Origin of the sequence: Salinimonas chungwhensis DSM 16280, assembly GCF_000378185.1 — a bacterium.
Taxonomy (GTDB): domain Bacteria; phylum Pseudomonadota; class Gammaproteobacteria; order Enterobacterales; family Alteromonadaceae; genus Alteromonas; species Alteromonas chungwhensis.
Map to the genome: position 1 here is coordinate 1 of NZ_KB899387.1, position 13293 is coordinate 13293.

General features: G+C 47.7%; 10 protein-coding genes and 1 rRNA gene. 1 reads left to right on the forward strand and 10 read right to left on the reverse strand.

The genetic code is table 11. The annotated features are described in order from the left end of the window. From F458_RS0114975 to recG, 8 genes are all read right to left on the reverse strand, one after another. Positions 1 to 194, reverse strand: a 16S ribosomal RNA gene (locus tag F458_RS0114975); the annotation flags it as partial. A 488-nt stretch (positions 195 to 682) separates the two neighbouring features. Continuing rightward, entirely contained in the window at positions 683 to 1618 is a 936-nt protein-coding gene (locus F458_RS0114985) for a type 2 periplasmic-binding domain-containing protein (protein WP_018984249.1), read from the reverse strand. A gap of 176 nt (positions 1619 to 1794) precedes the next feature. Continuing rightward, positions 1795 to 2154, reverse strand: coding sequence for a hypothetical protein (locus tag F458_RS0114990; protein ID WP_026294704.1), 360 nt, complete (start codon positions 2152 to 2154; stop codon positions 1795 to 1797). A 72-nt stretch (positions 2155 to 2226) separates the two neighbouring features. Further along, a complete protein-coding gene (locus F458_RS0114995) occupies positions 2227 to 3405 on the reverse strand; it encodes a BaiN/RdsA family NAD(P)/FAD-dependent oxidoreductase (protein WP_018984251.1) in 1179 nt (392 codons plus the stop codon). 99 nt (positions 3406 to 3504) lie between these two features. Then, the gene (locus tag F458_RS21090) at positions 3505 to 4191 is read right to left on the reverse strand and encodes a helix-turn-helix transcriptional regulator (protein ID WP_018984252.1); all 687 of its coding nucleotides are present in this window, start codon (positions 4189 to 4191) and stop codon (positions 3505 to 3507) included. 269 nt (positions 4192 to 4460) lie between these two features. After that, a complete protein-coding gene (locus F458_RS0115005) occupies positions 4461 to 4934 on the reverse strand; it encodes a peroxiredoxin (protein WP_018984253.1) in 474 nt (157 codons plus the stop codon). A gap of 13 nt (positions 4935 to 4947) precedes the next feature. After that, positions 4948 to 5706: a class I SAM-dependent methyltransferase gene (locus F458_RS0115010; protein ID WP_018984254.1), complete on the reverse strand. Its 759-nt coding sequence runs from the start codon at positions 5704 to 5706 to the stop codon at positions 4948 to 4950. Further along, complete coding sequence (gene recG, locus F458_RS0115015) at positions 5699 to 7768, reverse strand: ATP-dependent DNA helicase RecG (protein WP_018984255.1); 2070 nt, start codon at positions 7766 to 7768, stop codon at positions 5699 to 5701. Before recG ends, F458_RS0115010 begins: the two co-directional genes overlap by 8 nt. Before the next feature lie 211 nt (positions 7769 to 7979). Here recG and F458_RS0115020 point away from each other — a divergent pair, with 211 nt between their 5' ends. Further along, the gene (locus tag F458_RS0115020; protein ID WP_018984256.1) at positions 7980 to 10655 is read left to right on the forward strand and encodes a glycoside hydrolase family 3 C-terminal domain-containing protein; all 2676 of its coding nucleotides are present in this window, start codon (positions 7980 to 7982) and stop codon (positions 10653 to 10655) included. Between the two features lie 89 nt (positions 10656 to 10744). On the opposite strand, the gene F458_RS0115025 is transcribed toward F458_RS0115020, so the two are convergent. Next, positions 10745 to 11131 carry a RidA family protein gene (locus tag F458_RS0115025; protein WP_018984257.1) on the reverse strand — a complete coding sequence of 129 codons (387 nt, stop codon included), beginning with the start codon at positions 11129 to 11131 and terminating at the stop codon, positions 10745 to 10747. A 21-nt stretch (positions 11132 to 11152) separates the two neighbouring features. Next, the gene (gene spoT, locus F458_RS0115030) at positions 11153 to 13261 is read right to left on the reverse strand and encodes a bifunctional GTP diphosphokinase/guanosine-3',5'-bis pyrophosphate 3'-pyrophosphohydrolase (RefSeq protein WP_018984258.1); all 2109 of its coding nucleotides are present in this window, start codon (positions 13259 to 13261) and stop codon (positions 11153 to 11155) included. Between the last annotated feature and the right edge of the window lie 32 nt (positions 13262 to 13293).

Sequence of the window (13293 nt, forward strand, 5' to 3'; positions counted from 1 at the left end):
TTGGTCCGTAGACATTATGCGGTATTAGCCACCGTTTCCAGTGGTTATCCCCCTCGCAAAGGCAAGTTCCCAAGCATTACTCACCCGTCCGCCGCTCGTCATCTTCTAGCAAGCTAGAAATGCTACCGCTCGACTTGCATGTGTTAGGCCTGCCGCCAGCGTTCAATCTGAGCCATGATCAAACTCTTCAATTAAAAATCGAAAATCTATCTATGAATCGTCGGTTGACACTCTTAACGAGTGCCCACACAGATTGTCTTGTTATAAATTGTTAAAGAGCAATTTGTCAGTCAACATTGTTGCCTGACACGCTTTTCAGTACTTGCTAAAAGCAATCTTACTTCGCGTTGGCTTCAGGCTTTACCCCGAAGCGGGAGGCGCATTATACGCCGTTGGTTTTTATTGTCAACACTTTTTTGAAAGTTAATTTCGAAGCGTTGTAAAAACCGTTTATCACGCTGGCCTGAGCCGGTCTGATAAACCCTTGTTCCGTTCTGGCCGTTGGCCTGTCCCGTCGAAGTGGTGCGCATTCTAGCGATCTGAGCCGCACCGTCAACACTTAATTTCAAAAAAGTGTCATATTGGGTTTGTTTGCTTATTTCCTGTGCGATCTGACGTTTTTTAGTTCAGATCCAGAGTATATCTAACAGTATTAGCTATATTGAGTACTGGTAATTATCATTTAATTGAACGTTGAAGACTGCTTCAGTCTGGGACTTTTCCTTGCGTACTCTAATAACGGCTTTTCTTCCAGGTATCGATTGAAAGCTCGTACGGCACTATCACTTAATTGCTTATTGTTAAGCTCAAAAACTTTTCTTCCCGCTAGCGCCTTTTTCGCACGCACATAGAATGTCGTGTTTTCTAGTAAAGATTGAAGCTCGCCTGACTCAATCATAAGAGCAAGGCCATACTCAATTCTTTTTGCCAAAACTATGTTCTTTTTGTCTACGTAAAAAAACATTGGATTGGGGTAAAATAATAAATGATGGGGGTCTAGCATTAACCCTTGTGTGACATCATTGTCGAGTTCCAAATTTGCTTCATGTAATGCCCTTGGATATGCATCCACATAATTTTTACTTACTGCTCTGAATCCTGCGAGATATGGGTTACTGGTGACATTAAAACCATTGCTTCTTAGTATTTGGGTATCTGGCCAGCCTATTCCCTGGGTAAGAGACAGCTTTTTAAGCGTTGCCAAAGTACGTGTTTGCGAAAACCTTGTATCAGACTTTCTTACCATCAGCACACGAACGCCATATAATCCGCCAATGATAGGTATAGGAACCGAAAGCACCCGTGCGTCACGATTACTGTCACTGATCATCCAAATAATATCAGCCATACCTTTTTCCAGGTTCAGAATTTGCCTGGTTTGGACAGTGGCTTCGCGTTGCATATCAAGAACCACCGGACCATACTCATCTTCCGTAAGCTCAAGTGCTCTGGTGAGAACTCCTACAATATAACTATGAATTTCATCGGTTGTGTTTACGCCGGCTGGAATGTGCAATTTTCGGTGCGCAATAGCATCGGAAGGCTCAACACTAACTCTTCCCTTTGCAGTAGCAGCATTGACCACAAAAACCAACAGCGTTATGCACCATAACTTCATCTGGTGTCCTGGTCCGCCAATTTACTATTTGAAAACCATCAGTTGCTATCAGCCTAGTGCATACTTTATAAAGTTGCGTAGTCTTAGCGCTGATTTTCTCTGCTTAGTCAAAATTTTAATTGAATTAAAAACGAAACGATGATGACTATCAGATCAGTTTATTGCTATTAAAAGCCCTAATTTTTTACAAAGACTGATAGCTCTTTAGCGGCCATAGTAGCATTGACTATGCTGATTGCCCTGAAGGCTATGGCTTCCTGGCAATCTTGTCGTCCAGCTGCCTGGTAGGCCGAAACCAGTAAATAGCTCAGTCCCTGTATTCTATTTAGTAAAGGTCTTAAATTCTGATCTTCCAGTTCCAGTAATATAGCGGCAATATCAAACGCACAGCCCAGATAGGGAATTGCTTCGGCATATGCGTGTTGAGAAAACAGCATGGTTCCCTGATTCTCATCTCGCTGCAGAAACAGCAGAGCTTCCCGGGGATTATTGTAAACCCAGTCCATATGCTTGGGACATAAATACGTTAATTGCATAAGCATGTTCTCCGTGTTGAAGTTCTAACATATTCAACTTAAGACCAACATGCAAATGAAAATCATTATTATTTAGGCATTCTGTCCCGCTACCCAGCCTGAGCTCCATGCCCATTGAAAGTTATAGCCGCCCAGCCAGCCCGTAACATCCACTGCTTCACCAATAAAGTACAGTCCTTCGATGCCTCGAGCTTCCATGGTTTTAGATGAAAGCGCATTGGTGTCCACGCCGCCCAGGGTAACTTCGGCAGTGCGGTAGCCTTCGGTCCCAGCTGGTTGTATACGCCAGTGGTGAAGTTGCTCAGCTATGTCATTAACTTGTTTATCATTGAGTTGCTTTAGAGGTACATTCGGCAGATTCAGAACGCTAATCAGTGTTTCGGCAAAACGGCGGGCAAAGCAGGTAGCAATAAAGTTTTTAAGCTGAACATTGGGTTTGTTCGCGCGCTCCAGCCTGAGCTTTTCGAGAAGATCTTCTTCAACACTCAAATCTAATTCAATTTCCTGCCCATCCCAGTAGGAAGAAATTTGTAATATCGCTGGCCCTGATATACCGCGGTGAGTGATCAGCATATCCTCTACAAACGAGGTATTTTGACAGCTTGCCCGGACCTTCTGCGAGATTCCAGAGATTTCGGCCAGAGGCGCCTTCAAGTTGGGTTGTAATGTAAATGGAACAAGACCGGCCCGGGTAGGTAATACGTTCAGGCCAAATTGTTCTGCTATCTTATAGGCAAACGGGGTGGCACCCAATTTGGGCATACTCAAGCCACCGGTAGCAATGACCAGAGACTCACAGAAGTATTCGCCGTTACTGGTCTGCAATATATAGCCGTCGGCATTCTTGCTTACTGATGTAATGTCACACCGGGTTGTGATGGTGACATCAGCTTTACGGCATTCTGTCAGCAGCATATCCACAATGTCCGATGCGCTGTTGTCACAGAACAATTGCCCAAGCGTTTTTTCATGGTGAGGAATACTGTACTCGTTAACCAGCCCGATAAAGTCCCATTGGGTATAACGACTCAAGGCAGATTTACAGAAATGGGGATTTTCAGAAAGAAAGTTTTCGGGACTGGCGTACATATTGGTGAAGTTACACCGGCCACCACCCGACATCAGTATCTTGCGGCCAACTTTTTTCGCGTGATCAAGTACTTCAGTTGTTCTGCCACGTTGGCCGGACTGCGCTGCGCAAAAAAGGCCGGCAGCCCCCGCGCCTATGACAATTACATCCCGCTTTATCACTCTGTAACCCCATTGATAAGAAACGCGATGATTATACGCAGGGATAGCGGTGAAAAAAACGACTTTGTCAGGCAGAAAAAACGGAGGGGCTAGCCTCCGTCAGAGTTGTTCGCTCATATAGTTCTGCGACCAGGACAATAACTCGATTCGGTTGCGTGAATGAGTTTTTCTGAAAATACTGTAGATGTGCGTTTTTACGGTATTTACACTGATATGCAACTGGTCAGCTATTTCCTGATTCTGTGACCCTTTTGAAACCAACTCAATAATCGTTAACTCACGCTTAGTCAGTTTGGGATGAACCCCTGTATCCGGTTGCCTGTTAGCGCGAGCCTTCGTTATGGCAGGCCGACGCGCATACTGGCGCATTCTGCGCAAAGCCTCGTTTATTGAGCCACGCTTAAACCAGACATCCATTTTGCCCAGGCGCCGTACGCCTTTTAACAGCAACTCGGGGGAATCAGACGCGTAAAACGTCCCTTCCACGCCGGCAATGATAGCCTCGCACTCATCCAACTCGCCAGGTTGTAGATTGAATAACACCCATCGCGCATGGCCATTGCGCTGATAAAAGTCACTAAGTTTATTTTCCTTAGATGCGGCATCATAAAAAACCAGATCCTGGTTAGAGGTTTCCGGCAACGCCTCAGTACTACCTAGCTCAATGACGTCATAGCCACACGTAGCAAGTAAGCCTTTGAACAAATTAACATTAGGATCCTGCTGAACATCTGAGTAGCAGGATGTAGAAATCAGATACACATTGAACTTTTGGCCATTTGCCATAAGTACAACCCTCCATGGCCCAGCGAAGTAGAAGAACGTCAGACTGTCCTGACTGACTCGAATGCGCGCTGGGTATAGGTTTACAATACGTGAAGTACTGCCTGACCTTCACCTCGGAAAGTTTCGTTATAACGTACTGAGTTTAGCAAAGCGATGCGGGCGTACCAGCTATAAAACATTAAATTTGTTGCATCTGCTAAAAACGTATTACAACGAAAGCCTGAGTGTATACGCTTCATTCTCAGGCTTGGTTTACTTAATTTACCACGTTATAAGCTGTCGAGCATCGTTTGTGCATCAGAAACATCAAAACGACCAGGATCTTCTACATTCAGTTGGGTGACTTCGCCATCTTCTACGACCATCGAGTAGCGCAGCGAGCGGGTTCCACCGAAGGTGCCGGTATCCATATCCAGCCCAATATTTTTAGTAAACACGGCGTTGCCATCAGCAAGCATAGTAATTGCCTCGGCATTAGCCGCTTTCTTCCATGCATCCATAACAAATGCATCATTAACCGATACACACATTATTTCATCTACACCCTTAGCTTTTATTTTATCAGCCAGGGCGACATAACCAGGTAGATGTGCTTCTGAGCACGTCGGTGTGAATGCACCCGGCACGGCAAATAATACAACTTTTTTGTCTTTGAAAAGTGCGTTAGTGTGCGGATTGATGAGCTCACCATCTTTGATAATACCAAACGACACTTCGGGTAAAGAACCACCTACATTCAACATGTTTTTCTCCTGATTATTTTATATAAACATCAAATCGATGTTTTTTGCTGGTAATGGCCATGGAGGGTCGCCCACCGGCAAGATACTCTGCACTATTGGGCCGCTTTACCACAACTCGTCTTGTTGCCAGTTTTCTTGCCGGAGCCAGTAATTCGTCTGCATCCGGATCATTTCCCAGCAAATGCTGAAACACTTTCATTTCTTTTTTCACAGCTGCCGCTTTCTTACGATGCGGAAACATCGGGTCCAGATAAACAACATCAGCCGGGGCATGCTGCCAGCTTGCCAGAACCTCAATACTATTACCATGAATCAAGGTAAATAGTTGAGCCTGTTCAGGTTTACTATCAGCCAGACGGCGCAGGCCGTCCTCAAGCAACGCGGCCACTACCGACGACCTCTCCACCATAAATACCTTACACCCCAGCGTCGCCAATACATATGCATCACGACCTAAACCGGGGGTTGCATCAATAACTGTAGGTCGAAACTCACCTTTTAAACCCACCGCTTTAGCGATAGGTTCTTTTTTGCCCCCGCCATGCGCACGACGATACTGTATATCTGCAGCCAGGAAGTCTACTGAAACGCCGCGCTGTTGCGCAATAGTGTTATCTTTCAGTTGTAGCAGGTTATGCTCAACCATTAGCATAAAATTACCAGGTTCGTTGCTGACAAGGGGGAACTGCCATTTATCGGCCACTGCCGCAGCCAGTTCGTGATCCTCTGCAGTTGCATGCTCAGGAACCCAGACCGGAAGTAAATCACGCATGACCGTACTGCTCCTTATCGCCAATCCAGCGGTTAATAATAGCCTGCGCGTGGGACGGGTAATCCCGCCATAGGCGCTCCGCGATATCCTGAACCTGAGGAATAAGGGCTGCATCGCGAATCAAATCTGCAATGCGTAGCTCTGCAATACCAGTTTGACGGGTCCCCATCAGTTCGCCGGGTCCGCGAATTTCCAGGTCGCGCTGCGCAATATAAAAGCCATCGCTGGATTCACGTAGTACGCCCAGTCGCTGGGTGGCAGTTTTGGAAAGCGGGCTTTGATAAAGTAATACACACTGACTTTCCACTGCACCACGCCCTACCCTGCCGCGTAGCTGATGCAACTGAGCAAGGCCCAGCCGTTCGGGGTTCTCTATGATCATAATACTGGCATTGGGTACATCCACCCCAACCTCGATAACCGTTGTTGCCACGAGTAAGTCCAGCTTACCTTCTTTAAAATCTGCCATTACCTGAGCTTTTTCTGCCGGTTTCAATCGGCCATGAACCAATCCCACCTGTAAATCTGGCAAGGCGGTGCGCAGTGTTATTGCCGCATCTTCGGCGGCCTGACACTGCAACACCTCAGATTCGTCAATTAACGTACACACCCAGTAGGCCTGCCTACCCTGCTTGCAGGCTTCGTAAACCCGGCCAATCACATCTTCACGCCGGGTATCGGGAACCACTACGGTGGTCACCGGTGTACGTCCCGGCGGCAATTCATCAATAACAGAGGTATCCAGATCTGCATAAGCTGTCATCGCCAGCGTTCGAGGAATAGGTGTAGCGGTCATAATAAGCTGGTGAGGAAAGCGCCCCTGGGCTTCTCCTTTTTCCCGTAACGCTAGGCGCTGATGCACACCAAAGCGATGCTGTTCATCTACAATCACCAACGCCAGTTGCTGATAAATCACAGCCTCCTGGAAAATGGCATGGGTACCCACCAGCATCTGAATATCACCACAGGCCAGTCTTGTTAATACCTGTTCTCTGGCTTTACCCTTTAACTTACCTGCCAGCCAGCCGACCTCTATGCCCAACGGCGATAACCACTCACGAAAATTGTTCGCGTGCTGTTCTGCTAATAATTCGGTCGGGGCCATGAGCGCTACCTGGTAACCACCGCCGATAGCAGAAAGTGCTGCCATAGCAGCAACCAAGGTTTTACCTGAGCCCACATCGCCCTGTACCAGGCGCATCATGGGTCGCCCACGCTGCATGTCGCGCTGAATATCTTCGGTGACACGCTGCTGCGCGCCCGTGGGGCTAAATGGCAAACCCGACAGTAGCTTATCAATAAGGGACTGCTCTACCGCAATAGCTATACCCGGCTGCTGATCAGACACCTGGCGGACTTTCAGCACGCTAAGATGATGTGCTAACAATTCTTCCAGAATCAGGCGGTGCTGGGACGGATGCTTACCTTCGTCAAGCAAGATTAGCCCGGCATCCGGCGGCGGTCTGTGGACCAGGTGCAGCGCCTCTTTTAGCGACACCTGCTGGGCATACATTCCCTCTGGCAGCAAATCAGCAAGGGCGCCTTTATCAAGTAAAGCCAGAGCTTGTTCGGTCAGATTTCTGAGGGTGAGCTGCTTGACCCCTTCCGTGGTCGGATAAACCGGTGTGAGGGTTGGATCATCCGGCGGCGATTCTTCATCAATAAGAGAAAATTCCGGATGCATCATTTCAAGGCCCCACTTGCCGGTACGAATCTCTCCAAAACACCGAACCTGATTGCCCGGGGAGAGCATAGTGCGCTGCACCGCGCCAAAATGAAAGAAGCGCAACGTTATCGTACCGCTGCCATCACTTACCTTTACAACCAGCATGCGCTTTTTACCATACTGGATGTCAGCACTCTTTACTTCACCCTGAATACTTACATGCGTAAAGGGGCGGCAGCGATCAATGGCGTAGACCTGCGTTCGGTCTTCATACCGGGCAGGCAAATGAAACAGAACATCCTGTATTGTATGAAGTCCGATCTTCGCCAGCTTCTCAGCCACCTTTGCCCCAACGCCTTTCAGGTTGGTAATGGGTGTATGGGCCAGAGACTGCATGATATCTGTGTCGTCCTGATTAACTATTCTTATGCCCGGCAGTGTAAACCACCCTTTTGCTGATGGCGAGTCACAAAAAGGTCAGTCGCCGCTACACGTAAGCATCTCTTTATTGCTATTTTTAACACCCTGTTTACGTTTTGCTGTGTTCCTCTTGTACCTTTTTTCATCCGTTTTAAGGTAAGCATAATATTCCTTCGTTGGTATCTTTATGAAAAAGACCCTATTAGTGATGGCTGTAGGCAGCGGCCTGACAGTCTTAGCCTGCTTTTCCTCTGTTTATGCTAATACGCAAGACAAATCATCTCAAAACCCTGCCTACCAGGATGAAGCCAACGACATGAAAACCAGAGTTAAGGATCTGGTTGCGCGCATGACCCTGGAAGAAAAGATCAGCCAGATGTACAACGATGCGCCGGCGATAGAACGGCTTGGGGTTCCCGCCTATGACTACTGGAATGAGGCACTACACGGCGTAGCCCGGGCTGGTCAGGCCACCGTGTTCCCGCAGGCTATCGGTCTTGCAGCTATGTGGGACAAGGAAATGCTGCATACAATTGCCACAGCGATTTCCGATGAAGCCCGTGCCAAACATCACTTCTACCAAGACCACGGGATTACCTATCGGTATACGGGGCTGACTTTCTGGTCGCCGAATATCAATATTTTCAGAGATCCGCGCTGGGGCCGTGGTCAGGAAACATACGGCGAAGACCCTTACCTGACCGGTGAACTGGGCGTGTCATTTATCAATGGCCTGCAAGGTGATAATCCTAAGTATCTTAAAACCGCAGCGACCGCCAAGCATTTCGCTGTTCATAACGGGCCTGAAATCAGTCGCCACTCAGACGATTACGTGGTGTCAGACAAAGATCTTTATGAAACCTATTTGCCCGCCTTCGAAAAAGCAGTCACGGACGCTAATGTTGAGGCCGTGATGTGCGCCTACAACCGGGTTAACGGAGTGCCAGCATGTGGCAGTGATATGCTGCTGAAAAAAGTTTTGCGTGATGAATATAAGTTTGATGGCCACGTTATGTCTGATTGCGGCGCCATCAGAGACTTTTATGACCCCAATGCCCATGATGTGGTGGAAGCCCCTGCCGCTGCTGCTGCCTGGGCTGTAAGAAGTGGTACTGACTTGAATTGCGGAACAGGTGCGCTCAGTACTTTTGCCAATCTGGGTTTTGCGGTTCAAAAAGGCCTTATCGATGAAGCGTTAATTGATCAAGCCGTCGAGCGGTTGTTTATGACGCGCTTTAAACTGGGTATGTTTGATAACAGTGATAACATCGATTATGCCGCAATTCCTATAGATGTCGTGGGTTCGAAAGAGCATCTTAAGCTAACCGAAGAAGCGTCGGCAGCATCTATGGTACTGCTGAAAAATAATGGTATTTTGCCACTGACGTCTTCTATGAAGGTAGCCGTCATTGGCCCTAACGCCGATAATCAGGATGTCTTGCTGGGCAACTACAACGGTATACCTATCAACCCGATAACGCCACTTGACGGCTTACAAAATCATCTGGGCAAAAGCAAGGTCACCTATTCGCCAGGTAGCGCGATTATCGACAATATTTATGGTCATGCTGAACTGCTTGATAGCCAGGTTTTGTTTCATAAATCTGAAAACGGCACGCTGGCTAAAGGCTTAAAAGGTAAATACTTTACCCTTAAAAGAAAAGTGGTTGACGATTACACCAACCTGGCATTCCCGGTGCAGTGGGCAGATGCGCCATCGGTGACGCGTATTGACCAGACCATGGACTTCTATTTCGACCGCTCACCCGTAGATAATAGTGTATTGGGTAATTTCGGCGTGATATGGGAAGGCGTTATTAAACCTAAGGAAAGCGGCGAGTATCAATTTGACAGCCCGGCTGAAATAAGCATTGATGGTAATGTCATCAGCGATTCGGTTTCGCTGGAAGCAGGCGAGACTTATCCGGTTAAAATTAAGATGGCGTTTGCCGACAACACAGTCAGTAATACCTCAGCCATTACCCGTCAGCAATTTTCTGTGCGCTGGGTCAATACCAGCGCTGATTTTCAGCGTGAGGCTGTAAGACAGGCCAGTGAAGCTGATGTCGTGGTAGTGGTCGCAGGCATCACACCGCGCATTGAAGGTGAAGAGATGCCGGTGAAGCTCGACGGTTTTAATTATGGAGACAGAACTGATATCGACCTGCCTGATGAACAAAAATCGCTGCTCAAAGCATTGAAGAAAACTGGCAAGCCGATGGTTCTGGTTAACTTTTCAGGTAGCGCTATGGCGCTGAACTGGTCTGATGAAAATCTGGATGCCATTGTACAGGCGTTTTATCCGGGTGAAGCCACCGGCACTGCATTAACAAAACTGCTGTATGGTGAGTACAATCCATCAGGCAGATTGCCGGTAACATTTTATCGAAACCTCGACGGCTTTGCAGATTTTGACGACTATGCGATGGATAACCGTACCTATCGCTATTTTGACGGTGAGGTACTTTATCCGTTTGGCCACGGGCTGGATTATTCTGATGTCACCTACAGTAAGCTAGCGGCACCTGAAACCCTCAAGGCCGGTGACGATCTGTCACTCAACGTGACCCTGAATAACCGCAGCAAATACAATGCTAATCAGGTTACCCAGGTTTATGTGCGCATGCCGGATGCACCGATAGAGGTTCCCCAGGTCGAACTTAAAGGGTTCAGCAAAGATAGTGTTAGCGCCAATGGCAGTCAGTCGGTGGCCCTGACATTACCAGCACAGGCATTGACGTACATTGATAATGAGGGCAGAAAACAGCCATATACCGGCAAACTGGAAGTTTACGTAGGAGATGGTCAACCTGCCTTTACCAAAGACAACAAGATACAGCATGCTGTGGTAACGATAAATTAGTGACCGGCAGCCAAATCCAAAAAGGCCAGCGTGATGCTGGCCTTTTTTTATTCAAAATTACGGAACCGCAGACCCGTAAACAAACTGATTTACTCAGGCAGTTCCATGATGCCATCAATTTCTATTTGCGCACCTTTAGGTAACGCCTTGACACCAATCGCTGCGCGCGCCGGATAGGGCTGATTGAAATAGCCACTCATGATCTCGTTTACCTGGGTAAAATGAGCCAGGTCCAGCATGTAAATGTTCAGTTTAACAACATCATTCATTGAGCCACCGGCGGCCTCGCAAACTGCTTTCACATTGTCAAACACGCGACGGGTCTGTGCTTCAAAATCGTCCGAGATCATTTCCATGGTTTCAGGCACAAGAGGAATCTGGCCGGACAAATAAACCGTAGTGCCGGCTTTCACTGCCTGGCTATAAGTACCGATAGCCTGCGGTGCATTGTCGGTCTGGATAATTGATTTAGACATGTTGGCTTCCTAATTAAGAATTTAGTGCTTTAACTGACTATGGCGAGACACTCGCTGAACTTCGGGCATGGTGCGGATCCGCTTCATAATACGCGCCAAATGTACCCGGTTGTGGGTGGTCAGTTCGATATCGATAAAATAAATGTTACTTTCTTTTTCTTCTGTTTGTAGCCCGATTATATTGGAATCGGCACCAGAGATAGTGTTAGTCAACGTGGCCAGCGTGCCTTGATGATTATACAGCTCGATACGCAACGACGCTTTAAATTCACCCTGCGGTTTATCATCCCATTGCATTGGCAACACGCGTTGCGGCTCTTCACGGGTAAGCTTGCGAATATTATTACACCCGGTCTGGTGAATCGTCATTCCCCGGCCGGGGCTTAATATCGCCACAATCTCATCATCCGGAATGGGATGACAGCATCGGGCGTAATGCACTAACAGTCCTTCAGTACCGCGAATAGCCACGTTGCCCTTTTTATCCGGCAGCTCCGTGCCCTGTCCTAACAGACGACGGGCAACAATGGCGCTTAGCTCATTACCCAGGCCAATATCCACCAACAAATCATCAAATGTCTGATGCTTGGTTTCTGCCACTACCCTGTCGATATCTTCTTGTGGAATATCATCAAACTTGGCATTACCCAATGCGTGGCGCAACAGTCGGTTGCCCATGTTTATCGCTTCCTGGGAATGCTGTTTGCGCAGATACTGCCGGATTCGTGTGCGCGCCCGGGCGCTGACCACAAAGTTCAGCCAGTTAGCATTAGGTTTGGCTTTGGGCGAGGTAATAATCTCAACGGTCTGACCATTTTCCAGCGGCTTACTCAAACTATAATTACGGCGTTCTACCCGCACACCTACACAGGTATTACCGATATCTGAGTGGACTGCATAGGCGAAATCTACTGCCGTGGCACCGGTAGGTAATTCAATGATACGGCCATCAGGGGTAAACACGTATATTTCGTCAGGGAAAAGATCCGTTTTTACCGATTCAATGAACTCAAATGAAGAGCTGGCGCTTTGCTGCAACTCCAGCAGTGTTTGCATCCATTTACGGGCCCTAAGCTGGGCTGTAGTGTCGCTGTCACCAGGCTCTTTATACATCCAGTGGGCCGCAACGCCTTTATCTGCCATCTGATCCATGGCATGCGTACGAATCTGTACTTCAACAGGAATGCCGTGAGGGCCTATTAATGAAGTATGTAAGCTCTGGTATCCATTGGTCCGGGGAATGGCAATATAATCTTTAAAGCGCGTTTCGATGGGTTTATACAAGCTATGAATCGCACCGAGCGTGCGATAACAATTATCGACCGAGTCCACCACGATACGAAATGCATAAATATCCATGACCTCATTGAACATGAGTTCTTTATTGCGCATCTTTCGATAAATAGAATACAAATGCTTTTCACGACCGATGACAATGGCCTTCATCTTGTATTCATCCAGCCGGATATCCAGCTCCTGGCGAATGTTTTCAATGATCTCTTTGCGATTGCCTCTGGCTTGCTTGACCGCCGACTTTAATGCCCTGTGGCGCATCGGATACATGGCCAGAAAGCCCAGATCCTCTAACTCATTTTTTACATCGTGAATACCCAGACGATGGGCTATCGGGGCGTAAATCTCCAGGGTTTCCAGGGCAATCCGGCGGCGTTTGTCAGGACGCAACGCGCCCAGAGTACGCATATTGTGCGTCCTATCAGCCAGCTTGATCAGAATGACCCGGATGTCCTGCACCATGGCCATCATCATCTTACGGAAATTTTCTGCCTGTGCTTCCTGTTTACTGTTAAACGCAATCTTATCGAGTTTGCTCACCCCTTCAACCAGCTCAGCGACTGTATTGCCAAAGGCAGTGGCCAAGTCGTTCTGACTATAATGAGTATCTTCAATAACATCGTGTAACAACGCGGCCATCAGCGTTTCATGGTCTAAATGCATGTCCGCAAGAATGCCCGCCACTGCCACAGGGTGGGTAATATAAGGATCACCGCTGGAACGCATTTGGCCGTCATGTGCCTCATGGGCAAGTACAAACGCATCCTGTACCAGCTGAACACGTTCAGGTGGCAGATAATCAGCGATTTTTTGTTTTAGTCCCTCGAACAAATACACAGTGCTTAAAAGATTTCCGGTAAAAAAAGTGA

Bases quoted from the DNA above. Each gene is read 5' to 3' on its own strand.
- F458_RS0114985 (WP_018984249.1), bottom strand. From the start codon at position 1,618: ATGAAGTTATGGTGCATAACGCTGTTGGTTTTTGTGGTCAATGCTGCT.
- F458_RS0115005 (WP_018984253.1), bottom strand. From the start codon at position 4,934: ATGTTGAATGTAGGTGGTTCTTTACCCGAAGTGTCGTTTGGTATTATC.
- F458_RS0115010 (WP_018984254.1), bottom strand. From the start codon at position 5,706: ATGCGTGATTTACTTCCGGTCTGGGTTCCTGAGCATGCAACTGCAGAG.
- F458_RS0114990 (WP_026294704.1), bottom strand. From the start codon at position 2,154: ATGCAATTAACGTATTTATGTCCCAAGCATATGGACTGGGTTTACAAT.
- F458_RS0115020 (WP_018984256.1), top strand. From the start codon at position 7,980: ATGAAAAAGACCCTATTAGTGATGGCTGTAGGCAGCGGCCTGACAGTC.
- recG (WP_018984255.1), bottom strand. From the start codon at position 7,768: ATGCAGTCTCTGGCCCATACACCCATTACCAACCTGAAAGGCGTTGGG.
- F458_RS0115025 (WP_018984257.1), bottom strand. From the start codon at position 11,131: ATGTCTAAATCAATTATCCAGACCGACAATGCACCGCAGGCTATCGGT.
- F458_RS21090 (WP_018984252.1), bottom strand. From the start codon at position 4,191: ATGGCAAATGGCCAAAAGTTCAATGTGTATCTGATTTCTACATCCTGC.